The organism is Rhodopila sp. (assembly GCF_965277825.1).
GTDB lineage: Bacteria > Pseudomonadota > Alphaproteobacteria > Acetobacterales > Acetobacteraceae > Rhodopila.
Window position 1 is genome coordinate 3,313,764 of sequence record NZ_OZ255846.1, and the last position, 23,574, is coordinate 3,337,337.

At 65.8% G+C, this 23,574-nt stretch carries 25 protein-coding genes and 1 pseudogene; 13 read left to right on the forward strand and 13 right to left on the reverse strand.

Annotated elements, in window-relative coordinates; all coding sequences use genetic code 11:
- Nucleotides 1-192: 192 nt before the first annotated feature.
- Entirely contained in the window at nt 193-384 is a 192-nt protein-coding gene (locus tag ACQY4T_RS16300) for a hypothetical protein (protein WP_428532613.1), read from the forward strand.
- A 311-nt stretch (nt 385-695) separates the two neighbouring features.
- Nucleotides 696-1,391: an NnrU family protein gene (locus tag ACQY4T_RS16305; protein WP_428532616.1), complete on the forward strand. Its 696-nt coding sequence runs from the start codon at nt 696-698 to the stop codon at nt 1,389-1,391.
- A gap of 316 nt (nt 1,392-1,707) precedes the next feature.
- Here the strand turns inward: ACQY4T_RS16305 and ACQY4T_RS16310 are convergent, their stop codons facing one another.
- Nucleotides 1,708-2,376, reverse strand: a complete 669-nt coding sequence (locus ACQY4T_RS16310; RefSeq protein ID WP_428532619.1) for an amino acid ABC transporter permease — start codon at nt 2,374-2,376, stop codon at nt 1,708-1,710.
- Nucleotides 2,377-2,403: 27 nt separating this feature from the next.
- Nucleotides 2,404-3,264 carry a transporter substrate-binding domain-containing protein gene (locus ACQY4T_RS16315; protein WP_428532622.1) on the reverse strand — a complete coding sequence of 287 codons (861 nt, stop codon included), beginning with the start codon at nt 3,262-3,264 and terminating at the stop codon, nt 2,404-2,406.
- A 326-nt stretch (nt 3,265-3,590) separates the two neighbouring features.
- Here ACQY4T_RS16315 and ACQY4T_RS16320 point away from each other — a divergent pair, with 326 nt between their 5' ends.
- Both ACQY4T_RS16320 and ACQY4T_RS16325 read left to right on the forward strand, forming a co-directional pair.
- A complete protein-coding gene (locus ACQY4T_RS16320; protein ID WP_428532625.1) occupies nt 3,591-4,454 on the forward strand; it encodes a YSC84-related protein in 864 nt (287 codons plus the stop codon).
- A gap of 459 nt (nt 4,455-4,913) precedes the next feature.
- Entirely contained in the window at nt 4,914-5,696 is a 783-nt protein-coding gene (locus ACQY4T_RS16325) for a succinate dehydrogenase iron-sulfur subunit (RefSeq protein ID WP_428532628.1), read from the forward strand.
- Between the two features lie 150 nt (nt 5,697-5,846).
- On the opposite strand, the gene ACQY4T_RS16330 is transcribed toward ACQY4T_RS16325, so the two are convergent.
- From ACQY4T_RS16330 to ACQY4T_RS16370, 9 genes and pseudogenes are all read right to left on the reverse strand, one after another.
- The gene (locus ACQY4T_RS16330; RefSeq protein WP_428532631.1) at nt 5,847-6,155 is read right to left on the reverse strand and encodes a nuclear transport factor 2 family protein; all 309 of its coding nucleotides are present in this window, start codon (nt 6,153-6,155) and stop codon (nt 5,847-5,849) included.
- A gap of 278 nt (nt 6,156-6,433) precedes the next feature.
- Nucleotides 6,434-6,874 carry a serine hydrolase gene (locus ACQY4T_RS16335; protein WP_428532634.1) on the reverse strand — a complete coding sequence of 147 codons (441 nt, stop codon included), beginning with the start codon at nt 6,872-6,874 and terminating at the stop codon, nt 6,434-6,436.
- A complete protein-coding gene (locus ACQY4T_RS16340; protein ID WP_428532637.1) occupies nt 6,816-7,409 on the reverse strand; it encodes a serine hydrolase domain-containing protein in 594 nt (197 codons plus the stop codon). Before ACQY4T_RS16340 ends, ACQY4T_RS16335 begins: the two co-directional genes overlap by 59 nt.
- Entirely contained in the window at nt 7,406-7,882 is a 477-nt protein-coding gene (locus tag ACQY4T_RS16345; RefSeq protein WP_428542657.1) for an IS5 family transposase, read from the reverse strand. Before ACQY4T_RS16345 ends, ACQY4T_RS16340 begins: the two co-directional genes overlap by 4 nt.
- 45 nt (nt 7,883-7,927) lie before the next feature.
- Nucleotides 7,928-8,722, reverse strand: a complete 795-nt coding sequence (locus ACQY4T_RS16350; protein ID WP_428532640.1) for a reverse transcriptase domain-containing protein — start codon at nt 8,720-8,722, stop codon at nt 7,928-7,930.
- Between the two features lie 169 nt (nt 8,723-8,891).
- Nucleotides 8,892-9,737, reverse strand: a complete 846-nt coding sequence (gene istB, locus ACQY4T_RS16355; RefSeq protein WP_428531136.1) for an IS21-like element helper ATPase IstB — start codon at nt 9,735-9,737, stop codon at nt 8,892-8,894.
- Nucleotides 9,734-10,768 (reverse strand): IS21 family transposase, encoded by a 1,035-nt coding sequence (gene istA, locus ACQY4T_RS16360; protein ID WP_428531133.1) that lies wholly within the window; start codon nt 10,766-10,768, stop codon nt 9,734-9,736. The genes istB and istA overlap by 4 nt, the downstream gene beginning before the upstream one ends.
- A 46-nt stretch (nt 10,769-10,814) precedes the next feature.
- Complete coding sequence (locus ACQY4T_RS16365; RefSeq protein ID WP_428542864.1) at nt 10,815-11,414, reverse strand: reverse transcriptase domain-containing protein; 600 nt, start codon at nt 11,412-11,414, stop codon at nt 10,815-10,817.
- A 491-nt stretch (nt 11,415-11,905) separates the two neighbouring features.
- Nucleotides 11,906-12,324, reverse strand: a pseudogene (locus ACQY4T_RS16370) (IS5 family transposase); the annotation flags it as partial.
- Between the two features lie 240 nt (nt 12,325-12,564).
- Between ACQY4T_RS16370 and ACQY4T_RS16375 the strand changes: the two are divergent.
- The 3 genes from ACQY4T_RS16375 to ACQY4T_RS16385 all read left to right on the forward strand — a co-directional run bounded on the left by ACQY4T_RS16375 (nt 12,565) and on the right by ACQY4T_RS16385 (nt 15,977).
- Nucleotides 12,565-13,620 (forward strand): hypothetical protein, encoded by a 1,056-nt coding sequence (locus ACQY4T_RS16375; RefSeq protein ID WP_428532643.1) that lies wholly within the window; start codon nt 12,565-12,567, stop codon nt 13,618-13,620.
- Between the two features lie 399 nt (nt 13,621-14,019).
- The gene (locus ACQY4T_RS16380; RefSeq protein WP_428532646.1) at nt 14,020-14,916 is read left to right on the forward strand and encodes a hypothetical protein; all 897 of its coding nucleotides are present in this window, start codon (nt 14,020-14,022) and stop codon (nt 14,914-14,916) included.
- Nucleotides 14,913-15,977 (forward strand): hypothetical protein, encoded by a 1,065-nt coding sequence (locus ACQY4T_RS16385; RefSeq protein ID WP_428532649.1) that lies wholly within the window; start codon nt 14,913-14,915, stop codon nt 15,975-15,977. The genes ACQY4T_RS16380 and ACQY4T_RS16385 overlap by 4 nt, the downstream gene beginning before the upstream one ends.
- A gap of 222 nt (nt 15,978-16,199) precedes the next feature.
- On the opposite strand, the gene ACQY4T_RS16390 is transcribed toward ACQY4T_RS16385, so the two are convergent.
- Nucleotides 16,200-16,682: a TspO/MBR family protein gene (locus ACQY4T_RS16390; protein WP_428532652.1), complete on the reverse strand. Its 483-nt coding sequence runs from the start codon at nt 16,680-16,682 to the stop codon at nt 16,200-16,202.
- Nucleotides 16,683-16,893: 211 nt separating this feature from the next.
- Nucleotides 16,894-18,057, reverse strand: coding sequence for an NAD(P)/FAD-dependent oxidoreductase (locus ACQY4T_RS16395; protein ID WP_428532655.1), 1,164 nt, complete (start codon nt 18,055-18,057; stop codon nt 16,894-16,896).
- 338 nt (nt 18,058-18,395) lie between these two features.
- Between ACQY4T_RS16395 and ACQY4T_RS16400 the strand changes: the two genes are divergently transcribed.
- The 6 genes from ACQY4T_RS16400 to ACQY4T_RS16425 all read left to right on the forward strand — a co-directional run bounded on the left by ACQY4T_RS16400 (nt 18,396) and on the right by ACQY4T_RS16425 (nt 23,246).
- The gene (locus ACQY4T_RS16400) at nt 18,396-18,839 is read left to right on the forward strand and encodes a type II toxin-antitoxin system VapC family toxin (protein WP_428532658.1); all 444 of its coding nucleotides are present in this window, start codon (nt 18,396-18,398) and stop codon (nt 18,837-18,839) included.
- 122 nt (nt 18,840-18,961) lie between these two features.
- Nucleotides 18,962-19,528, forward strand: a complete 567-nt coding sequence (gene efp, locus ACQY4T_RS16405; RefSeq protein WP_428532661.1) for an elongation factor P — start codon at nt 18,962-18,964, stop codon at nt 19,526-19,528.
- On the forward strand, nt 19,528-20,355 hold the full coding sequence (locus ACQY4T_RS16410) for an inositol monophosphatase family protein (RefSeq protein WP_428532664.1): 828 nt from the start codon (nt 19,528-19,530) through the stop codon (nt 20,353-20,355). The genes efp and ACQY4T_RS16410 overlap by 1 nt, the downstream gene beginning before the upstream one ends.
- A 16-nt stretch (nt 20,356-20,371) precedes the next feature.
- Entirely contained in the window at nt 20,372-20,902 is a 531-nt protein-coding gene (locus tag ACQY4T_RS16415) for an O-acetyl-ADP-ribose deacetylase (RefSeq protein ID WP_428532667.1), read from the forward strand.
- 209 nt (nt 20,903-21,111) lie between these two features.
- The gene (locus ACQY4T_RS16420) at nt 21,112-22,737 is read left to right on the forward strand and encodes a CsbD family protein (RefSeq protein WP_428532670.1); all 1,626 of its coding nucleotides are present in this window, start codon (nt 21,112-21,114) and stop codon (nt 22,735-22,737) included.
- 272 nt (nt 22,738-23,009) lie between these two features.
- Complete coding sequence (locus ACQY4T_RS16425; protein WP_428532673.1) at nt 23,010-23,246, forward strand: hypothetical protein; 237 nt, start codon at nt 23,010-23,012, stop codon at nt 23,244-23,246.
- The last annotated feature ends 328 nt before the right edge of the window (nt 23,247-23,574 follow it).

The following is a 23,574-nucleotide window of genomic DNA, read 5'->3' on the forward strand; positions in this document are numbered from 1 at the left end:
TGCAGTCGCGGACAAGCTAGCCAATGCACATGCGCCCACGTCATCGCCAAGAACACCGCGAGTCCCGGTTCGGAACACCGATCGCAAGGACTTGCCTATTTTGTAGCAAATAACCAACATGATAGCGTGAGTGACGCAGTCGATTATCGGCTGGCTGCCTTCGAAAAGCGGGCTGACGCAGCAGACGCGCGAATGCAGCATGTCGAATCGCTGCTGGCCGACATCCGCATGGAAATGGTGAACATCCGCAGCGACCTTCGGACCCTGCCGTCCAAAGCCGCCTTGTGGGGGATGATCGGCACGACGATCGCCATCGCTGTCGCCCTGATCGCGGTGTTCGTGGGCGTCCTGACCTACCTCCAGGCATTCCATATCCCGCACTGACATGGCGAGAACTGCGCGCGTTCGAAACTAGTAGTCCCTTTGTTCGGCCGGACAGCCGTGTCTCCATCTCGGCCTGCATCATGACACCGCGCCGCGCGGAGTGGCGCTCAAGACTGCCGCAGGCCACCGCCGGAGGCGGCGCGAAGCAGTCTTGACGGCTATGAGCACGGCGTAACGCTCGATCGTCTTGCCGAGCCATGGACCTTTACGCGGTCTGTTATCAGCCGCCGCAGGGCCGATGACCCCATCGTTCGTAGCCGTCGCCCTGTGATGCTAATCAGCCAGACGCAGTGAAAACGGAAGGCCAGAACATGGAAAGCGCAGCCTGGGTCGCGGCAGCGGCGATCGCGTTCGTCGGAACCCACTTCCTGTTGTCTCATCCTCTACGCCGACCGCTCGTCGCCGCACTCGGCGAGGGCACCTTCCTGGGCCTCTATTCCCTCGTTGCCATCGTGACGCTCGCAGCCTTGGCCTGGTCGTATTGGGCGGCGCCCGCCACGCCACCGCTCTGGCCCGTCGGCAACACGCTCTGGGCCCTGGCCACCATCGTCATGCTGCTGGCGTCCGTGCTGCTCATGGGATCGGTCATCCGCAACCCGGCGCTGCCGACCGGCGGAGCACCGAGCGCCGCCCCCGAGGCCGCCCGCGGCGTCTTCGCCATCACCCGCCACCCCATGATGTGGGCAGTCGCGCTCTGGGGCTTATGCCACATCGCGATCTATCCCATCGCCAAGAGCATAGTGCTCGCATCCGCCATCATCGTCCTGGCCCTGGTCGGCTCCGCCCTGCAGGACCGCAAGAAGCAGCAGCTCCAGCCCGACACCTGGAAAACGTGGCAAGCGAAGACAAGCTATTGGCCGTTCGTCGCCGTCGCCACGCAACGAGCTCGCCTGGGTGGGTTCGGCATGCACGCTTTGGCAGGCGGACTGCTGCTCTGGCTCGCCGCCACCTGGGCTCACATCCCGCTCTCCGGGTGGGCCGCCGGCATCTGGCGCTGGATTTATTGACCGCTCTGCATCGACCCACGGGTCACCAGCGCAGCGTCCAATACTACCGCCGCAATAATATTACGCTACCGATGTCAGACCCGGCGGACCTTAGTGCCATTGTGTCTTCGTGTTGAACCGGTGCTGCGAGAATCAGTGGTGGTGAAGCGATGGCACAAGGTCAGGAACTGGCTGCCAGCACCCCCAAGCTGAAGTTTTCCCTTGGTTCCCTTTGCACGGCAATCCTCTCACCCGGCTGTCCGGTTATATAAAGAACCCAAGGTCCAAGTCGCTGCATCAACGCCCGGAACGGTGAACATTGAACCGCTGCGGACCCCTACCGCGGCCGCGCCGCCAGCCGGCGCTCATAAGCCTGCGCCAGCAACGTGCTGGGAAACAGCAGCACGAAATAGATCACCGCCACCACGGTATAAACCTCCAGCGGCCGATACGTATCCGCCGTGATCAGCGTGCCGTTGTAAAGCAGGTCCGGCACCGCGATCGTCGACACCAAGGAGGTATTCTTCAACTGCGTGATCGACTGGTTGACGAACGGCGGAATCATCCGCCGGACCGCCTGCGGCAAGATCACCCGCCGCATCACATGCCACCGCCGCAGCCCAAGCGCTCGGGCCGCATCCCACTGCCCCTGCTCGATCGAGATGATGCCGCCGCGGAAAATCTCCGCGTAGAACGCCCCGGTGTAGCACGACAACGTCATGATCCCCGCCACCACGGCCGGAATCTGGATGCCCAGCAGCACCGGCAGCGCATAGTAGAACCAGACGATCTGCACCAGCAGCGGCGTGCAGCGAAACGCCTCGATGAACGCCACCAGCGGAATGTTCAGCAACCACGAGCGCGACAGCCGCCCCAGCCCCAAAGCCAGCCCGATGATCAGCCCGATGAAGATCGTCGCCGCGGTATAGGCTAGGGTAACCAGCACCCCGCGCCACAACAACGGCGCATAACGCAGCAGGAAAACGAAGTCCCAATGGTAGTGCAAACCGGGCCCCCCGCCGCCGCTCGGCCGTCAGAACGTCAGGCCAGGCGGAATCTGCGCCCGGGTGACGCCGTACTTCGCCAGCCCCTGCAACATCCATTCGCGGATCTGCCCGGTGCCGCGGCTCATATCCAGCCACGCGTTGATTACCTCGCGGAACCTCGAGTCCGGCTCGCGCTGCAGCCCCAGGCAGCTCGGCAGCGCCACCGTCGGGTCGGTCAACAGGTAGAACGGACCCAGCGACGGGTTCTTGCCGACCGTGGACAGCCCCAGCAGCGCCGCCTGGATATGCGCATCCGCCCGGCCCGACTGCAGCGCCAGCGTGCACTCGTCGCGCGACTTGAAGCCGACCAGGTTGGCTTTCGGGCAATACCGCCGAGCCACCGTCTCGTGCAGGCTGCCGATGTCGAACACGATGGTCAGTTCGGGCTTGTTCAGGTCGTCCCAGGTCTTCGGCACCAGACCCTTCTTCGCCAGGCAGCCGAACGGATGGATGATCATCGGGTGGCTGAAGGCGATCGACAGCGCCCGCTGCGGCGTCGGGTTCAGCGCGAACGCCAGGTCCACCTTGTTGGACTGCAGGTCGAGCACCGAGTTGCCATAGGTCGACTCGACATACGCCAGCTTGGCGTCGAACACTTTCGCGATATCCAGCGCCATCGAGATCGCCGCGCCCGACCACTCACCGGTGGCGAGGTCCTTCTGGAAATACGGCAATTCCCCCGGCAACGCGGCAATCCGCAACACGTTGGTGCGGCGGATCCGGTCATACGTGGACTCCGGGGCGGTGTCGGCGCGGGCGCTGCCGATCAACCCCGCCATCAAGGGAAACCCCGCCACCACCGCCAGCTTGCGCCGTCCGATGCCGCTGCGTCCCGGGTCCTTCGTCATCGCTTCGATCCTTCCGTTGCCCGATCCCCACGCCTACCACGCCGAACCGACAGGCGGCACCGGCCGAACCCGGCGCGGCACCCCATGCAAGCCACAGGCCGATCACCCCCGCCGTTCGGCCCCCCGCCCCACCGGCAAAAATCCACCCCCCCGGCATCAACGGGGTCGGCCCGACTCGGCGAGCCGTCCTATGCAGCCGCTGGTTCAAGCATGATCGCGGCCCGGGCGGAACGTCCCCGGCGCCCGCACCGTGCCATCGAACCAGCGACGATTTCAGCGCGCGGCCAGGCTGACGAGGCGCCGCGACGGCAGGGAGACACAGACGCATGATTCGGTTCGTGGCAACAGCCGCGCTGGCGATGTTGGCGCTGCTGCAGGCATCGTGTTCGGCCAACACGCCAGGCGAGCAGCAGTCCCTGGTGGATCGGTCGGCGCTGACCGTGCAGGACATCATGACCCAGACGTTGTCGAAAGATCCCGCGAACCTGCTGCGCCGCGCCAAGGCCGCGCTGATCTGCCCGCGCATCTTCAAGGCCGGCTTCTTCTTCGGCGGCGAGGGCGGCAACTGCGTGCTGCTGGCTCGCGCCGGCAATGGCACCTGGTCCTATCCGGCGTTCTACACCATCGGCAGCGGCAGCTTTGGCTTCCAGTTCGGCATCACCGATAACGAGTTGCTGTTGCTGATCCTGACCGAGAAAGGCCTCAACGCGGTGCTCGACAGCCAGCTCAAGTTGGGGGCGAACGCCGGCATCGCGGTGGCCACGCTGGGGGCCGGCATCCAGGGCTCCACCACCACCGCGGTCGGCGCCGATATCGTCGCCTTCGCCGCCTCGCGCGGATTGTTCGCGGGGGTGGCGCTGGAGGGCAGCGTGATGTCGGCGCAAAGTGCCTGGAATCAGTCGTACTACGGCCAGCCCTACGCATCGCGCCAACTGGTGATGCAGATGCAGGGCAGCAATCCCGGCGCCGATCCGCTGCGCGACGTGCTGACCCGGTACGGCTCCTCCGCAACCCCGACAACGCCCCGCCCCGGCTTCGCCCCGCCCTATCCGCAGTATCAGCCGCAATCCTCGAGCGGCAGCGCCCCGACCGGCTATGGCGCGCCACCCCCACCCACCGGATACGGCGCAACGGCTCCCTCGCCCGGCGGGCGGGCGCCGGTGCAGCAACAGAACCTGGCGCCCCGCTAGTGTCCCAAGTCTGAAGTTCGCCATCTCGGGCGAACATCAGTCTGGCAACGCCAGCTCTTTATTTCAGTGGCCTGCTGATCGCATAAGTCCGCCGCCACCTTGCGGCGGACTTCCGGGATCAGATCCACCACTTCCCCAGCCAAACGGCACCCGCCCGTTGTCCGGCATGCCACAGCGCCGCCGACCCCAGCGCCCCACGCCAGCCGATCAGCCGCAACGCCGCACTTTCATCCGCCAGCCCCGCCTAGCGCCAGCGCCCTGCAGGGTAACCAAATCAATGTCCCGGTCAGGCTGGTCTTGCGCGCCGCCAGGTTGATCCGAAATAACCTGTGCGATGGCGCATCCGTGGCCCGGTTCACCACGGCACAAGCGTCCATCGTCTCCGCCATGCGGGTCGCCGCCGGATTGACCCGATGAGTGGTGTGTGATGACTCGGGACGAACCACATGGGTTTAGATAATGGTCGCTTTCAAACTTCCGCTGAACAGTCGGGTTGGCCAAGGCCAAACCTTCAAGGCGCCGGCCGGGACCAAGCGCGTTCGCGAGTTCAAGGTCTATCGCTGGAACCCCGATGACGGCAACAACCCGAGCACCGATAGCTTCGAAATCGACCCGGATGCCTGCGGACCCATGGTTCTCGATGCGTTGATCAAGATCAAGAACGAGATTGATTCGACGCTGACCTTTCGACGCTCCTGCCGCGAGGGTATCTGTGGGTCCTGCGCGATGAACATCGATGGGTCCAATACCCTGGCCTGCCTGAAGCCGATCGAAGACGTCACCGGGCCGGTGCGGATCACCCCGCTCCCCCATATGCCGGTCATTAAGGACCTGGTTCCCGACCTGTCACAAGCCTATGCGCAATATCGTTCGGTGAAGCCCTGGCTGCAGACCGAAACCGCGGCCCCGCCGAACGGTGAACGGTTACAAAGCAAGCAGGAGCGTGCCAAGATCGACGGCTTGTGGGAATGCATCCTGTGCTTCTGCTGCTCGACCGCTTGCCCCAGCTACTGGTGGAACGGCGACCGCTTCCTCGGACCAGCCGTCTTGCTGCAAGCCTATCGCTGGATCGTCGACAGCCGCGATGAGGCCACCGGCGAGCGGTTGGATGAACTGGACGACTCGTTCAAGCTATACCGTTGCCATACGATCATGAATTGCACGAATACCTGTCCGAAGGGTCTCAACCCAGCCAAGGCGATCGGCGCCATCAAGAAGCTGATCGTCGAGCGGCAAAATTGAGGCAATTCAAGCAGCGGTCGTCGGGTACCGTCAAAGGCCTGATTGAATAGCCGGCGCGCTTGTCCAATGCGCCTGCGGCGTATCCGACCATGTCGAGCCCAGCGGTTGCATGGATAACCACGTATCCGCCAACTTGCCCGCCTCGGTCCGCTAGGATTGCATCCCGGCACGGCTCCGAGCCTCGCCGGTCGCCGGATCGGTCCATTTGAAAGCGAAACGGAACCACGCTCGGTCACCCTCGAATGAATGGTCGTGGACGACGATCCGGATACCGGGCCGCTCCTGCTGGACCTTGGCGATCTCGGCAGCGTAGGCGTCTCGTGTCACTGTCCGGTCGCCGCTTTCATCGTGGCGGCTGTAGTGATCGCCCACACAACTCGGCACGAGAGCGAATTGGCCGCCATGCCAGACCCGCTCCCAGCGGTCGAACAGTTCAGTCATCGTCTGCTGTTCTGACATCGAATGCCTTTCTGTCGGCTGCTTTGTCACGGAGCGCACGGCACCACTGGCGCGAACCCTGCGTCACGCCAACCGCAACCAACGAGCAATAGAATTCGCCTATCAGGACTTGCACGGCAACACCGAGCGTGTGGCCCACCGCTTGATCATGGCGTATTAGGGGGTCCGGTCGCAGCGGAACCGAAAGTGCTTTTCAACCGGCTAACGCCCTATGGCCTCGGCTTCCGACCCCTCGGAGACACTGGACGTGCTTCAGGGTGATGCCCAAAGCGGCCGTGTCAAAACTCAGGGTCAGCGTTGCCGGCCCCGCCGATCGTGGCGACGAACCCGAGCATCGCATCGATCAGGCTTGCCCGTCGATCCCGCTCCGCCACGAAACCAGCCAGGGCGATCCCAAGAGCCGGAACATAGTAGGCTGCCGTCCCCCAGTAGCCGACGTGGCCGTAAACGTCGGTATCGCCTGCCCGCGTTGCCATCACGCCAAGACGATAGCCGTCGCCACCTTCGGCCTCGGTCGGCGTGAGCATCTCCGCCAACGTCGCCTTCCGCCGCAGAACCCTTCCCTCGAACAATGCCGCGGTGAGACGGCCCAGATCGTGAACCGACATGACCAGTCCGCCGCCTCCATAGGCGTCCATGCTCGGGTGGAGATCGGTCATGTCACGGCCTCCTGCGAACTGACGACGTCGGGGCGAGACATCGGTAGGCGGCGCCTCCACCCCCTCCCACCAGGTTGCGCGGAGCCCATGCCGTTCGAAATTCAACTCGCCGCGGACCGCCGCGGCTTACACGTTCGATCACCTCGCCCAGCAGAACGTAGCCGGTGTCGGAATAATGGTACACGGCGCCGGGCTCCCCAGCCGGCTTGGCCAGTGCGACACCGATCCGGACCTGCTCCATCCGCGTCCACGCTCGAGAAGGGTACTCGAACGCCGAGGCGGGATAGCTCGGGTCGTCGGTATGGTCGGCCAAGCCGGACGAATGGGCGAGAAGATGGCGGATCGTGATGCGCTCGCAGCAAAACCCCCCGGACCGAAGACACACGCAGGTCGCCTCATCGAGGTAATCGACAATAGCATCGTCGAGGTCGATCCTTCGTTCTTCGGCGAGCCGCAGAACGGTCGCGGCAGTGAAGGTCTTGGTGTTGCTGGCAACGCGGAACGGTGTATCGAGCGTCATGGCGCGCTCGATATCCTCAGCCTGAGGGTCGGAGGCAATACCGATCGGCAGGTCTATGAGTCTGTCCGGGATCATGCCGTTGTTCTTGCGAGCCTACGCAGCATGAGGCGCACCGAGGCGAGCAGCAAGAAGGCGCGCGCTTTGCGGTTCAAACACTCCCAGTCCTTGGCGAGGCGGCGACAGCGATTGAGCCAGGCAAAAGTTCGTTCCACGACCCAGCGCCTGGGTAGTACGGTAAACCCCTTTGCATGGTCCGACCGCTTGACGATCTCCACGTTTACTTGGGCCATGATGGTTCTCATCGCAGCTTGAAAGCCTGCACCCTGATATCCGCCGTCCGCATAGAGCTTCAGCAGGAACGGGTAGAGCCCGAACATCGTGGCCATCAGCATCGCGCCGCCATCACGATCCTGAAGGTCAGCCGCATGCACGATGGCATGCATCAGCAAGCCTGTCGTATCGACGACGATATGGCGCTTCTTGCCCTTGATCTGTAGAGTCGAGGACGGGCGCGGTGGCGAAGTGCCCCGTTTCCCATCCCCGCTCATCAAACCGGACGTGCGGATTTCCCGCATCCGGCTTTCCGACTGGCTTCACCGCAAGGCCCACGGCGACGACCGACTGCGCTCGCGTCGAAGGCTTCGGACGGCCAACTCCCCATAGACATGGTCTCGGGAAAACTGGTCCGTTCCGCGCGCCTGCACTTTGTGTCGTTGACGGAGGAAGTGCCGCGTCCGGTCATAGACATGCTGATCAACGGTCTCGTATGCCGACGCGAGAGCGCCGTAGGAGAAGTAGGCCGACCAACCGCGTAGGACGCGGTTCAACCGTGCCCGCACTTCGTCCCAAGCGCCCTTGTTGCCGGGCACCAGCAGTTCGCCGACCTTCACCTTGACCCGCTGCACGCTTTTCTTGGACGGGCTCGCCCCCAGGTACCAGCGGCCCCCATTGGGCAGGTGACGCGGTCCCAGTGTGTAGCCAAGGAAGTCGAAGCCTTCACGCCGGGCATTCTTCACCGAGGTTTTCGCCTCGTTGAGCGTCAGCCCGAGCTTCGTCATCACCGCCTTCGTCCACGTCAGCGCCTCTTCCGCGTGTCCGCGGCTGAGGATGATGAAGTCGTCGGCATAGCAGATGACATGCGCGCGGAACGCCTCGCCGCGTCCCGTCAGGCGCCAATGCTTCAGGAATCGGTTCATGTAAATGACGGAGAGCAACGGACTGGCGACCCCACCCTGGGGTGTGCCGCGCGTGTTGCTCTTGCCACCGCTCATGCGCCGTTTCCCGTCGCCATCCCGCTCCTCGACCGGCACTTGCAGCCACAGCTTGATCAGCCGCAGCACATTCCGGTCGACGATGCGGTTGTCAACGCCGGTTGAAAACTGACCCACCGGTGGCGTGGGGCGCCGGTTGAAAGTTGACCCACCCGGCTGCCTCAGGACGCAGTGGTGCGTTACGGCATGTAAGCCTGCCTCGCTGTTGGGCGCCGAGGTCAAGCCCCGCAGCCGCGCAGCGGGGCGTCGCAGACGCCGGGCTTGAGGTCGGCGACCGACGGCGGGATCATGGGTTCGGCCGGTTCTCGGCGATCGGCCCTGGGAGAGCCGTAGTTGCCGCATCGACCTGTGACGGTGGGTGAGGCGCGGACTTTGGCATGATGCCGCCCTTCCTCTTGTCGCGCAGCCGGTAGCTGTCGCCGCCAATCTGCACGACGGTCGCGTGATGCATCAGTCGATCGAGCATGGCGGCCGTCAGCACGGCATCCCCGGCAAGTGCCTGATCCCAACTGCCAAAGGTCAGGTTCGAGGTCAGCACGATCGACCCGCGCTCATACCGTTTGGCGACCACCTGGAACAGCAGGTTCGCCTGATCGCGCGACAGCGGAAGGTAGCCAATCTCGTCGATGATCAGCAGCCGATACATCGAGACGGCCCGATGCAAGGCTTCCTTTAACCGACCTTGGCGCTGCGCGGTTTCCAGCAACAGCACCAGATCGGCCGCCGGCATGAACCGCGTCTTGATCCCAGCCTGTGTCGCCAGGTACCCCAGGCTGATGGCGATATGGGTTTTGCCGACCCCCGATGGTCCCAGCAGGATCACGTTCTCCGCGCGATCGATGAAGCCCAGTCCTGCCAGGTGCTGGATCTGCTGCTTCGGCGCACCGACCGCAAACGCGAAGTCGAACTGGTCCAGTGTCTTGATCGCCGGGAAGCCTGCAACCCGCGACAGCATCGTCCGCGCCCGGGCCCGGCGGGTCTCCAACTCTCCGCGCAGCACCGTCTCCAGGAAGTCGGTGAAGGATGCCTCGGTCGCGGCCGCGGTCTGCGCCGCGGCGGCGTAGCTCAGCGCAACCCCGCTCAGCCGCAGGTCCAGGCAAAGTTGGGTCAGCCGCTCGTGCTGGAGATTCACCGAACCGCCTGCGCGGCCAGGAGAGCCTCATAGACGCTGAGCGGATGCTGGATCGTGATGGTCTCCAAAGGCTGTCTGATCGACACAACAGGCGCCGAGCGGGGTACATCGCCCTGCCACGGACCCGCCAGCGGCAAAAGCCTTTCCAGTTCCTCCGCAAGCAGCTCCGCCGGAGCCCGCCCGGTCGTGCCGTGCAGCCGCACATTTGCCGTGTCGCGCAGCCACTTGCGGCCTTCGATGTTGGCCGTCGCGGCATCGACCTTGACGCCGAGCGGACGCAACCGGCTGTCCAGCGGCACCCAGAAGCTGTGGCGTAAGTATCGGATGAAACGTTCGACCTTGCCTTTGGTCTGCGCCCGGTACGGGCGGCACAGTCGGGGCAGGAAACCATGGTGATGGGCGAAGTCGCGGAACCCCGGTTGCAGCCGATGCTTGCCCGGACCATACGCATCCCGGCCGATCACGACCGTGCGCATGTTGTCGTACAGCACCTCGTGCGGCGTGCCGCCGAAGAATGCGAACGCCGCCTCGTGGCAGGCGATCAGCGTCTCCAGCCGCTCGTCGGTGACGAACTGCACGTAGGCCATCCGGCTGTGACCCAACACCGCGACAAACACCGACAGCGGATCCGCGCCGCGGCGCATGACCGCCCAGTCGACCTGCATCTGCCGACCTGGCTCGGTCTCGAACCGAACAACCAGGTCGGGAACCGCCACGGGCCGCAAGGATGCCAGATGCTCACGCAGGATGGTGATCCCGCCGGTGTAGCCACGCAGCCTCAATTCGCTCAGCAGCACGATGCCAGGAACCCGATCCGGATCTGCAGCCGCCATGCGCTCCGACAAAAACACCTTGTGGGCGTCAAGCTTCCCCTCAACCGCTGGACGCGCCGTGTAGCCCGGGTCCTCCGTCGATTTGAGATAACGCTTCACTGTGTTGCGTGACACGCCGGTACGGCGGGCAATCTCCCGCACGCTCAAGCCCTGCCGCTTCAAAATCCGGATCTCCATCGCGCTCTCCGCCAGAACCACAGGTCCCTCCGGCAAAGCGCACCACACTAAACACATGGGTCAGTTTTCAACCGGCGGGGTGGGTCAGTTTTCCAGCGGTGGCAACACGGCGGCCCACCGATCTCAGGAGGTCCGCGTGCGGGATTGTGTCGAAATACTTCGACAAGTCGGCGTCGACGACGTCGGTATAACCCCGGCATAGCAGCCGGTGCGTCTCCTTGACGGCATCGATCGCGCTCCGACGCGGCCGATAGCCGTAGGCACCATCCTCGAAATCCGCCTCGAAGACCGGCTCCAGCACGATCTTGGCCGCGGCCTGAACCACCCGGTCCCGGATCGTCGGGATGCCGAGCGGCCGTTCGCCGCCACCGGGCTTTGGGATCATCACCCGCCGCACCGGATCAGGCCGGTAGGTCTTCGAGACGAGGTCCTCACGCAAGCTCGCCAGCCACCCCTCCAAACCCGCCGCCTCGATCTGCCCGAAGGTCATCCCGTCCACGCCTGGCGCACCCGCATTGGCGTGGGTGAGCGTATAGGCGCGCAGAAGGATATCCGCACGGCAGATCTTGTCGTAGAGGATGTAGAAGCGGAAAGCGGGCTCCGCCTTCGCCTTGCGGTACAGCTTTCTCTGAAGGCTCCTGATCTTATCGGGTGTTTCGAGGCTCATCGCCAATCACCCCCACTTCGCCAACTTCGAAAGCACACCAGAAGTCAGGGTCCTTTCCTCTGCCGGCGTTACCCGGCTTCGACGGTCATACGACCCTGTCCGACACCCGTCCGATCCACCGCTCCGAAGCGGTGTTGAAGCCGCGACCTCCGACCCGGACGGGTCTCCCTCGATTACCCGCATCACCATTCCAACGTGCTGTGTCCAATACCCCGGCAGACCAGACAGGTGCGTGTGTCGATTGCTTCCCTGTCCGCGCGGCCTTCCCCGAGCAAAAGGCGGGTCGGCGTCTGCATCGACTCTTTCGAGGCCTGCTCGAACTTCACTCACGTTACGGCCCGTTGGATCGCTCGGCCGCCCAGGGCGGCCTTTGTCACGAGGCTTCGACGAGACCAGTTGCCCAGCCGCGCCGCTCGTCAGCTTCCGGATCAATCGACAACTCTCCGGATGGAACCTTCCTCCATAGATGATGCGCGCCTTCGAGGCGCACTCTTGCCTGCGTCGTAGCCATGCGGATCGATGCAGGCCCCCCTTTTTCAGCGCTTTTGACGCTTTGACTGTCGATCACCGCGGCGGTCGGGCTGGCTGTTCGATCAGCCAGTTCCCGGCATCGCCCATAGAGCGTGTGGTGGATGCTTTGTAGCGTTCCGTCGTACGCCCAGCGGTCGAGATAATCATGGATCGTGCTGCGCGGCGGCAGATCCTTGGGGATGTCGCGCCATTGGCAACCAGTGCCCAGGATATACATCAGGCCGTTGACGATTTCCCGCACATCCACCGTGCGTTTGTTGCCGCCCCGTTTGGCGGGAGGAATCAACGAAGCGACTTCGGCCCATTCCCGGTCGGTCAGATCATGGGTGTATCGCAAGCCCTTACGGTCATGCTGGCGGCGTGTCTCTGGGGTCCACATCAGGCACCTCGTAAATCGGTGCCACGCATAGAGTCATAGCCGATTCGAGCCGGTCAACCACCCGCAGACCTAAACGATTTGCGTGACTCGCATTGTTCTCGGACGGACACTATGCCCCGGGCTTCAACTGAAATAGAACTGAAAGAGGCGAACGATCGGTGCTGGCGGGCGGCGTCGCCGACCCCTGGATAACACGGTTTGATCGAGCTAGGCTAACTGATCACTATCGCAGGCAAGGCGATGGACCCGCTGCTACGCGTGATCAGCGCCGCCCACCTGAATGCCATCCTGAAACCGACCGACGGGCTGGCTGACCTGCCGGTGCGGAACGTCACCATCGTCACGGACCGCGCAACACTGATGTCGCGGATTATCCGGTTGCGGCTGACATATGCTGGTCCGGCAAACGCCTCGCCGGGCAGCCTGATCATAAAAACCGGCCTTCCTGAGCGGCAGGGCAGCGAATGGTCGAATGGGCGCCAGGAAGTCGCTTTCTATCTTGACGTGGCGGCATCCCTTCCAGCCGGTCTCGTGCCACGCTGTTTCGAGGCGCATCATGCCGACGCCGCAACCCCCTGGCATCTCGTTCTCGAAGACCTGACCGACACCCACGCAGTGGCAACGGAGTGGCCGCTGCCCCCGTCGGAAGCACAATGCCGGACGATCGTCGGATCACTCGGACGTTTACATGCCGCGTGGTGGGAGGATCCGCGGCTGGGCGTCACCGTCGGAGCGCGGCTCGACGATGCCGCCATGGACCGGTTCACCCGGCAGGTAGCAGCACATTTCGAGGTCTTCGCGGACCGCCTCGGCGACGAACTCTCAGCCGAGCGGCGCGCGTTCTATGCAGCCCTCATCGCCGCCGCTCCGCGGTTGCATCAACGCTATCGCGACGCCAAGAACATCACGCTCGGGCATGGCGACGCCCATGTGTGGAACTGCTTCCTGCCGCGGAATGGAAGCGACGGCGCGCGGTGGTTCGATTGGGATGGCTGGCGGATCCGCGTTCCGACCAACGATCTGGCCTACATGATGGCCGTGCATTGGTATCCGGAACGCCGGCAGCGGCTGGAATCAACGTTACTTGACCATTACCATACCATCCTGCTGGAGAATGGCGTCCGTAGCTACAACCGTACGGACATCGGGGAAGACTACCGCCTGTCCGTGCTGTGGCACGCGGCCACGCCGCTGTTCCAGGCGGGACTGAAACTCCCGCCGGTGATCTGGTGGAACAACTTCCAACGCATCATGGCGGCGGTGGACGACCTGGGATGTCGCGACCTGCTCGGCTGATCCCGATGCGGAAAGGCTATGCAAGGTCTTTGCAACCAGTTTTCAGCGCAATTCCTATCGGCGTGCATCGGCCAGCATCGGCGTGAATCTGCGGTTCCAACCCGCCTCTCTCGGTCACGCCGCGTCCGGCGAATACCGCCGACGGAAAATCCAGATGCGATTTACCCTGCCCCGATCCAACAAACCCCGTGGCAGCCCAGACAGTTGCGCCGCGCTGAACGCTAACCAAACCCCGACAACCGCTCGCCGCAACATTGACCGCCGTTCCCAAACCCCACGCCGCCAATCCCCAGCCGGCAAGGCATTTCTTCCGCCGCCCCCTTGCACCAGCCACCCATCTCCCCATCTCCATCCATCCGAGAACAAATCACGAACTTTCAACCACGAATTTTGAGCCCGATGCCCAAATCCGCCTCCCGAACGCCCGCCGCCCCAACGCCCGCCTCGCCAAACCCCGCCGCCAAATCCAACAAACCAACAAAGCCCCAACCCGACAGCCAACCCCAACCCACCCCGCCCTACCACCGCGACGCCATCTTCCACCACCACGGCCCGTTCAGCCCAAGCTTCATGACCGAGGCCATCCGCACCCTGGTCCGCACCCTGCCGCTCGACCCCGACGAGCCCCAGGCCTGGCAAGACCGCCGCGCCCACGCCGCCCTGCTCGGCCTCGCCGCCCTACACCCGCGCGACGAGATCGAGGTGATGATCGGCGTCCAGGCACTGGCCGCCTACCACGCCGCCTCCGCCTGCTGGCGCATCGGCATGAACCTGCGTCGCCCGCACGGCGAAAGCACCCGCCACATCACCACCGCCGCCTCCGCCGCCCGCACCTTCGATGCCATGCTGCGCGCACTGGAACGCCGCCAGGTCAAGCCGCTGGCGGTGCCGATCGGCCGCCCCGCCCCCCGGATCTGGACCCCGGACGACGAAAACCCCAGCGCGACGATGGACCACATGCTGGATCGCTGCCTCGCCACCCGGAACCGCGACGCCGCCAACGACCTGACCGAACCGCCCATCGCCTGGACCGAACACGACCTCGCCGCCGCCCGGGAATTCCTCGAACGCGAGCGCATCGAGCAAGAGAACGAGGGCCTCGACATCGCCAACACCGAAGGCATCCTGCCCGGCGGCGGCATGATCGTGATGGAAGACCCGACGCCCCAGCAGGCCGCCTACCTGGCCCGCCGCGTCGGCCTGGGATACCGCCGTGAATTCGAGGCCAACCGCCTCAAAGGCATCCACCAGTTGCCGAAAATCCGCCCGATCCGCCCCGGCGACCTGATCCCATGACCGCCGCACCCCAGCCCCGCACGCCGGCCGACCAACCCCCAACCGCCAGCCCATCCACCGCCAGCACATCCATCGCCAACGCCCCCGCCAGCACGCCCGCCGCTAACGCCCCCGACGCCGCCAACGCCACCACCGCCGCACCCGCACCCGCCGCCGCCACTACCCCTACCACCCCTACCACCCCTACCGCCCCAACAGGTCGCGCCGAACAACTGCTCGGTGTCGTGCTCGCCATGCTCACCCCCCTGCTCACCATCGGCAGCGCCGAGGATGCCCGCCTCGCCGCCCACCAGGCGATCGCCGCCTACCACACCGGCGGGCACTGCAATCTGGTCACCATCTCCCAGATCGTCGGTTTCGCCATCGCCTCGCTGGACAATCTGCGGCTGTCGGCGCCGCCGGACCTGTCGCTGTCGATGAAGCTGAAACTCCGGGGCAACGCCAACGCGCTCAGCCGCACCTCGCTGCAGGTCTCGGCCGCCAGCGCCAATCCCCCGCCGCCCACCGCCGACCCCCCCACTGCCGACCCTCCGGTGCAGGCGCCACCCCCGGCTCCCGAACCGGATCGCGACCACGCCGGCCACCACGCCACGGCGATCGCCGAACTGCGCAAGGTCCGCGACCAGCTCCGCCAGGCCCAGGCAGCCGAACCCACGTGCCCGAGTGCCGAACCGCTCACCCAGCGCCAGCGCGACCTGGCCTGGGCCAACGCGATGACCGAGGTCGCCGCCGAATACAGCACCGGCCTCGCCGAGCTTTCCGCCGCCCAGCAGCGCATCGAACTGACCCGGATCAACGCCCTGACCCGAACCGCCGGCGCCCTGACCCGAGGCGGCCCGTCACTGAAAACCCGCCTGCTCAGCGCCACCTCCCTGCAGTCACCACCCCCGTTCGGCCCATCCCGGCCCGCGGCATCCGAAGCATCTCAGCCCGCACCATCCCACCACAACCCATCGCCGCGCGGCGCGTCGCCGCGAAGCCCATCGCGGCTCGACCCATCACCGCAAAGTCCATCGCTGAAAAAGCCGCCGCCGCCAGATCCATCCCAGCAACGACCGTGATGGGAAGTCACCGCGCAGTGCTGGCATCGTCGAAAGCGCGAAACCCACGCCGCGATAAGCTGTCCGATGGCAGTCAAACCGGCCGCCAACCGCAGCGGCATCACTACGGGACTGGCGTATGAGTAGCAGGAGCGACGAAACACCAGTTCATGCCGCGACCGAAACTTTTGTATGGCGGCCTTTCGGTCGGCACTTCCGGCTGTAGGCAATTTCCCACATCGCTTAATCGTTCCGCCGCCAGACTTCTTCCTGCAGCACGCTGGCAAAGATGACCCATCCGATCAACGGCGTGATAGCCCAAGCCGCTGGCTTATCGACGCCGCTCGCCGCACTCGCCGCGGCCGCCGATGTTCCAACCATCGCCAGGCTGACCGCCGTGGCCTCATCCAGCCGCTTTCGTCCAAACAAAACCCACGAAAACCCCGACACGCCCAACAGGTTCAACCCCCAGAAACCGAGCGCAGTGCTGCGCGCGTTGCTCGGCTTTGCCAGCAACAGCCGGTAGCCGGCATAGCCAAGCAGCCCGTCCAAGACTGTCCATGCGATGCCGAAGACCGGCCCTGGCGGTGTGAACGATGGTTTGCGGAGCCTGGCATACCATGCGGCCGTTATCGGATGCCCCGGCGTCGGCCCGCGAAGACCGCCGATGACTTGCGCCGCGATCACTCCGGTCGAGGCAGTCACCAGCGCGAGCATCTTGTCCATCGAGGCATTCTCCAAGCTGACCGATAGGATGCGTCAACGGTCCGGCGCTGCCCCGGTTTCCCGCCACCTTGGCCAGGTATGCGGCAGATTCGCCAGCCTGGCCGCCATCATTGCCCGCTGCCTCCCATTCAACCGCCACCATTGCCCGCTGGCTCTCATTCAACCGCCGCCGGTGCCGCTGGGTCTGATCAGACCAGCCCGCCCAAGCCGCTCAAACCGCCTCCCCGGCGCACCATCCGCTGGCCCAGGCCCATTGGAAGTTATACCCCCCGAGCCACCCGGTCACATCCACCGCCTCACCGATCACGAACAGCCCCGGCACCGCGTTCGCCGCCATCGTCCGAGACGACAGATCGCGCGTATCCACCCCGCCACAGGTCACCTCCGCCTTGGCGTAACCCTCGGTCCCCGACGGCCTCACCTGCCAGCCCGACAACCGCGCCGCCACCGCGCGCAGCGTTCGGTCCGGCACGTCCGCCAGCCGCGTCGCCTCGGCCGCGCCGGCCAGAGCGCTCGCCAGCCGCCCCGGCAAGCGCTCACCCAATACCGAACCCAGCGCCGCCCGCGGCCGGCTCCGCTTGCGCGCCAACAGAAACGCCGCGGCATCGACCCCGACCAGCAGATCGAGCCGGATCGGCCCCTGCCGCCAATACGAGGAAACCTGCAACACCGCCGGCCCCGACAGCCCGCGATGCGTGAACAGCACCGCCTCAGCGAACGCCGCCCGTCCGACCCCGACCTCGCAATCCACCGAAACCCCAGCCAGCGGTCGCATCAACTCCAGCAGATCGCCATCAAAACAAAGCGGCACCAGCCCCGGCCGGATCTCGGTCAGCCGCAGCCCGAACCGTTCGGCCAGCCGATACGCCAGCCCCGAGGCCCCCAGCTTCGGAATCGACAACCCCCCGGTCGCCAGCACCAGGCAAGCGGCGGCAACATCGCCATGATCGGTCTGCACAAAAAAAGCATCCGCACGAGTGGCATCGACCACGCGATGCCCCAGCCGCAACTCGACGCCGGCGGCCGAACACTCCGCCAGCAGCATCGCCACGATCTGGCGCGCCGAGCCGTCGCAGAACAGTTGCCCCAACGTCTTCTCGTGAAACCCGATGCTATGGCGGCGCACCAGCGAAACGAAGTCGTCCGGCGTATAGCGCGCCAGCGCCCCGCGGCAGAAATCGGGGTTGTCCGACAAAAACCGCTCGGCCTGGACCCCGGTATTGGTGAAATTGCACCGCCCGCCGCCCGAGATCAGGATCTTTGCCCCCGCCCGCGGCGCATGATCCAGCACCAGCACCCGGCGTCCGCGCTGCCCGGCGCGGATCGCGCACATCAGGCCCGCCGCCCCGGCCCCCAGGATGATGACGTCATACATCAGTCGGCCAAAACCGAGCTGCGCGTCATCCCTGCTCCGGGATCGGCCCGATCCGGCTCAGGATCGCACCATAGGCGAAGCTCCCAGCCACCGGCACCCTGCCGGCGACCAGGAACCTGCCCCCGACGCAATGCGTCAGGCCAGCGATAAAGCCCGTGGGTCGAAACGAACGACAATCTGCTCCCGCGCTACGCTATCCGGCTAGCATCGGCGCGGCCCTGGCGCAACGCATCAGGGCGCCGCCTGAACCGGGGCCCGTTCAGGCCGGCCGGTCGCGGCTTGACCCCAAGCGGGGTGCTGGATGAACCGCTCGACGCGGAGCTTGGCATTCTGCATCGGTGAGCGGGGACGCCGGGCTTGAGAGCGTTTTGCTGGATACCTGCGCGGTGATCCGGCTGGCCAACGCCGAGGCACTGCCGGCTGGTGTCATCGATACGCTCAGATATGCCAGCAGCACCGGCGGCCTGTTGGTCTCGACCGCGTCGGCCTGGGAAATTGGCCTGCTCAGCCGACCGAGACCCAGCCGAGCGGCTGGGCCGATCTTCATGCTTGACGCCAAAACCTGGTTTGCCCGCTTCCCTGCCGGCCCAGGCATCAAGGAAACCCCGATCACCGCGGCCATTGCCATCGACGCTTCGTATCTCCCCAGCGGCTTCCATGCCGACCCGATGGACCGGATGATCGTCGCCACCGCCCGCCACCTCGGCGTCCCGGTGGTGACCGGCGACCGCAAGATCCTGGCCTATGCCGAGGCGGGCCACGTCAATGTCATCGCCTGCTGAGGGTGGGCGGCGATCTCGGCCGGTCGGGCGACAACGGGTCGGGAGACAACCTTGCCGCCCGATCCGCCACGGTCTAGAAGCCCGCACCCCATTCCCATCACTCCACCCACGGACCCACCCCAATGAAGCAGCAGGCGAACCTGATTCGCGCCGGCCAGGTGATCGAGCATGAAGGCCGCCGCTGGACCGTGCTGAAACAGCAGATCATCACCCCCGGCAAGGGGGGCGCCTTCATCCAGGTCGAGATGCGCGACCTGAAATCGGGCAACAAGACCAACGAACGCTGGCGCACCGCCGATACCGTCGAGCGCCTCACCACCGAGGAAAAGGAATACACCTACTCCTACAGCGACGGCATCAACCTGGTGCTGATGGACCCCGAAACCTATGAGGAAGCCCATATCCCCGCGACCCTGATGGGCGATGCCGCGCCGTTCCTGCAGGACCAGATGAAGCTGGTGGTCGACCTGGTCGAGGGCGACCCGGTGGCGATCCACCTGCCCGCCTCGGTGGTGCTGGAAGTGGTCGAGGCCGACCCGGTGGTCAAAGGCCAGACCGCGTCGTCCTCGTACAAGCCGGCCAGGCTGTCGAACGGGGTGAAGACCGCAGTGCCGCCGTTCATCGAGGCCGGCGAGCGCATCGTGGTGCGCACCGAGGACGCCTCCTACGTCGAGCGCGCCAAGGGCTGATGGCGTTCCGGCTCTCACCGCATCTGACCGTGATGGCGAACGCCGCGCAGAAGGCGGCGAAACGGCTGCTGCGCGACTTCGCCGAGGTCGAGCAGTTGCAGGTCAGCATCAAGGGACCGTCGGACTTCGTCTCGCAAGCCGATCTGCGGGCGGAACAGACATTGCGGGAGGAGCTGAACAAGGCGCGCCCCGGCTACGCCTTCCTGATGGAGGAATCCGGCGCCTCCGGCTCGGACAACTGGACCTGGCGCTGGGTGGTGGACCCGCTCGACGGCACCACCAACTTCCTGCACGGGATGCCGCACTGGGCGATCAGCATCGGGCTGGAGCGCCGGCTGCCCGACGGCGGATCGGAGGTTCATGCGGGGGTGATCTATGCCCCCGCGGCGGACGAGATGTTCTGGGCCGAGAAAGGCACCGGCGCGTTCATGAACGAACGCCGGCTGCGGGTCTCGGCTCGGCGCGAGATGGACCAGGCGGTGTTCGCCACCGGGATTCCGTTCGGCGCGGTGTCGCCGGTTCGCCAGCTTGCGTTCAGCCGGACGCTGCCCGTGCTGATGCCCCAGGTCGCCGGGATCCGCCGATTCGGCGCGGCGGCCTTGGACCTCGCCTGGGTGGCGCACGGAAGGTTCGACGCGTACTGGGAGTTGGGGATCAAGCCATGGGACATCTGCGCCGGTGTCTTGCTGGTGCGCGAGGCGGGCGGCTATGCCACCGATGTCGCCGAGGGCGATCCGCGGCAGACCAGCAACATCGTGGCGGGGAACCCGCATCTGCATGCGAAGTTACGCCCGATCGTCGCCGAGGGCATGCGGCCGGCGGCGTAGTCTCGGGAGGCGCCGAATGCAGCGGATCATCGTGCAGCAGGCCGACATCACCACGCTGGCGGTGGATGCCATCGTCAACGCGGCGAACCAGTCGCTGCTGGGCGGCGGCGGGGTCGATGGCGCGATCCACCGCGCCGCCGGCCCCGAACTGCTGGCCGAGTGCCGCGCGCTGGGCGGCTGCCCGACCGGCCAGGCCAGGCTCACCAAGGGTTACCGGCTGCCGGCCAAGTATGTGATCCACGCCGTCGGGCCGCGCTACCGCGACGGCCGGCACAATGAGGCCGAACTGCTGGCCGGCTGCCATCGCCACAGCCTGGAACTCGCGGTGGCGCATGATGTGAGGACGATCGCGTTTCCGGCGATCAGTTGCGGGATTTATGGCTATCCGATCGCCCAGGCCGCGCGCATCGCGGTCGGCTCGGTGGCGGCGTTCCTGGCGGATGACCGCTCGATCGAGCGGGTGGTGTTCGCCTGCTTCGGGGCCGAGGTGCTGGCGGCGTTCCAGGCGGCTGCCGGTTGCAGCGGGTCCTCGCATCGGGCGATGTGACACCGCTTGGATCGGCTAGGGTGGTGGTCGCTGCCGGGGAGTTGCACGCTGGCCGCGACGCATAAACAATGCTTCGGCGCGCTCGCTGGTCGGTCGGGTCCGGTTCACCATCATCGCAGCAGCGCGGCCGGCGTGCCGCCCGCGATGACCCGGCCGGGGCGTGCCGGCGCGCCGCCGCCGGCCGGTTTCATCGGAAAAGGTTTTCCATCATGTCCACAACGTATGGCGCGGCTGAGTTGCCGGAGGTGACGCGCCCAACAGTGTCCTGGTCGGCAATCCTCGCCGGGGTGGTCCTGGTTGTCGCCATCGAGCTCTTGCTGGGGATGCTTGGCGTGGGAATCGGTCTCGGTTTGGTCGCGCCGCACGCCGGCGGCACGCCTGACGTCGGCGGTGCCAACCTTGGCGGTCTGGGCATTGGCGGTCTGGGCCTTGGCGGTCTGGGGCTTGGTGGTTTCGGCAAGAGCGCCGGCCTGTGGTGGCTGGTCAGCACGGTCGTCGCGCTGGTCATCGGCGGCTATGCCGCCGCCCGGCTCGCCGCGGTGCCAGGACGTTTCGACGGTGTGCTGCATGGCCTGGTGATCTGGGGGCTGACCCTGCTGCTGACGGCGTATCTGATCAGTGCCGCGGCCGGTGGCCTGATCGGGGGGGTGATCGGGGGAACCGTGTCGGCCGCCGGCACGGTGCTGGGCGGCGCGGTCTCGGCGGCGGTCCAGGGTGCCAAGGCGGCGCAGCCGGATAGCGAGCAGATCACCGGCAGCGATCCGAACCTGCTGCAACAGCAGTCGGAGAGCCTGCTGCAATCGCCGACGCCGCCGGACCCGGCGAGCATGACCCGGCCGGACGCGGTCAAGGCGATCGGGCAGCAACTGCCCGACCTGGCGGCGGGCGGCGACAAGACGGCGGCGGCCAAGCAGCGCATTGCTGCGATCGTCGCGGCGCAGGCCCATATCAGCCCAGACGACGCGCGCAAACGGGTGGATGACGTGCAGGCCAGATTCGACCAAGCTCGGGAACAGGCGATGCAGACCGCGAAACAAGCAGCGCAGGCGAGCGCCGCGGCGGCCTCGCACGCGTCGCTGCTGGCTTTTGCCGGGCTTTTGATCGGCGCCATAGCGGCGGGCAGCGGTGGCGCGCTGGCGTCGCCGCGGATCGCGGCTCCCGTCGGCGTGGCTGGGCACTGGCGGGCGGCCGAATTCGCTGATACGCGGAGCGCGGAGAGCGCACCACCGCCGACGGCGGAAACCGCACGACTGCCGCCGGCGACTAGCGCGCGATCACCGACGGCGGATAGCGCACAACCGCCGACGGCGGAAACCGCACGACTGCCGACGGCGGATAGGGCACGATCGCCGACGACGGAAACCGCAGGACTGCAACCAAAGGTAGGGCTGACCGACATGAACGAGGACGAGATCAAGGGCACCGCGAAGGATGCCATGGGCAAGGTCAAGGACGCCGCCGGCGGACTGACCGGTGATACCGGCATGCAGGCCGACGGCAAGCTGGATCAGGCGACCGGCAAGGTGCAGGGCCAGTACGGCGCGGCCAGCGAACAGCTTGGCGGCATGGCGGACAAGGCGTCGGACTACGCCGGGCGCGCCGGTGGCGCCATGGGCGATGCCGCGCACGCGGTGCGGCGCAAGGCCGGCCAGGCCGGAGAGACCGCCTATGACGCCGCGACGCAGGCCGGACAGTATGTCGGCCAAACGGTCCAGCAGCAGCCGCTGCTGTCGTTGATCGGCATCGCCGCGATCAGCTACGCGGTTGCCTTCTTCATCCACTCGCCGTCCAGCCCGTTGGCGCCCGAACCGCCGCCGCGGCGCTTTCTGCGTTAGGCGGATGCCTGACGCCCGGTTTGGCCGCACCGGGCGCCGGGTCACCGCGGGATGGCCAGACACTTGGGCCGGCGCTTCGGCGGAACGCCCGCGGGCTGACCGCGCGGCCCGGACGCATCCGCGAAACTGCCGGTGTGGACGTTCCGCCCGATCATGCCTGGGGCGTGCTGACGCAGGGCGGCTGCTGGTTGACAGGCGCGGCTGGTCCGCGACCAAGATTCGCGCCCGCCGGGTTTCTTGCTATGCTTGGGTGTTATCGACAGGAACCCGCGATGATCACCAACACCACCTTCTACAGCAGTTCCAATGGTGACCGCTGGCAAATGCTGCACGACGACGAAACCGGGGTCTATCGGGTTCGGCATGCGCCGAATGCCGCATCCGGCGGGGGGATGACCGAGGTCGCCCTGCCTGAGTTCCTCAGCCAGAGCGGCGCGACACCGCAGGGCGAGGCACTGCGGACGCTGCTTGAGCAGCGCGGTGCGGTCGATCCTGATCTCGACGCCTAGATCGTTTCTGGCAAGTGCCAAAGCGACGGATCGAGGTTGACACGCGTGCATGCCGCGGTCGCGATTGGCCGCCCGAGCCGCAATCGTGCTGCAGACGCTTTGAGGGTGACCGTTCGAGCCAGGCCGATGCTGCTCTAGAGTGCTTTCAGGGTGACCGTAAACGGTCACCGCGCTCTAGCTCTTTGTTTGAGCGAGCAACTTTATCAGCCTGACTTTCCAGCCAGGCTGATGCTGCTCTAGAGCGCTTTCAGGGTGACCGTAAACGGTCACCGCGCTCTAGCTCTTTGTTTGAGCGAGCAACTTTATCAGCCTGACTTTCCAGCCAGGC